Below are 649 nucleotides of genomic sequence, written 5' to 3' on the forward strand. Positions count from 1 at the left end.
CTTCGGCACCAGCCAGCTGTCGCAGTTCATGGACCAGACCAACCCGCTGTCGGGCCTGACGCACAAGCGGCGTCTTTCGGCGCTCGGCCCCGGTGGTCTCTCCCGTGAGCGGGCCGGCTTCGAGGTCCGTGACGTGCACCCCTCGCACTACGGCCGCATGTGCCCGATCGAGACGCCGGAAGGCCCGAACATCGGCCTGATCGGCTCGCTCGCCTCCTACGGCCGGGTCAACGCCTTCGGCTTCGTGGAGACCCCGTACCGCAAGGTCACCGGCGGTCAGGTCACGGACGACGTGGACTACCTGACCGCGGACGAGGAAGACCGCTTCGTCATCGCGCAGGCCAACGCGCCGCTCACCGACGACCTGCGGTTCGCCGAGTCCCGCGTGCTGGTGCGCCGCCGTGGTGGCGAGGTCGACTACATCCCGGGCGACGAGGTCGACTACATGGACGTCTCGCCGCGCCAGATGGTGTCGGTCGCGACGGCCATGATCCCCTTCCTCGAGCACGACGACGCCAACCGCGCGCTCATGGGCTCCAACATGATGCGCCAGGCCGTGCCGCTGATTAAGGCGGAGGCGCCGCTGGTGGGCACCGGCATGGAGTACCGCTGCGCGGTCGACGCCGGTGACGTCATCAAGGCCGAGAAG

At 69.0% G+C, this 649-nt stretch carries 1 pseudogene; it reads left to right on the forward strand.

Annotation, left to right across the window (positions count from 1 at the left end):
* Positions 1-649, forward strand: a pseudogene (locus KUM32_RS41000) (DNA-directed RNA polymerase subunit beta); the annotation flags it as partial.

The sequence above is a fragment of the Streptomyces sp. AC627_RSS907 genome (assembly GCF_019049165.1).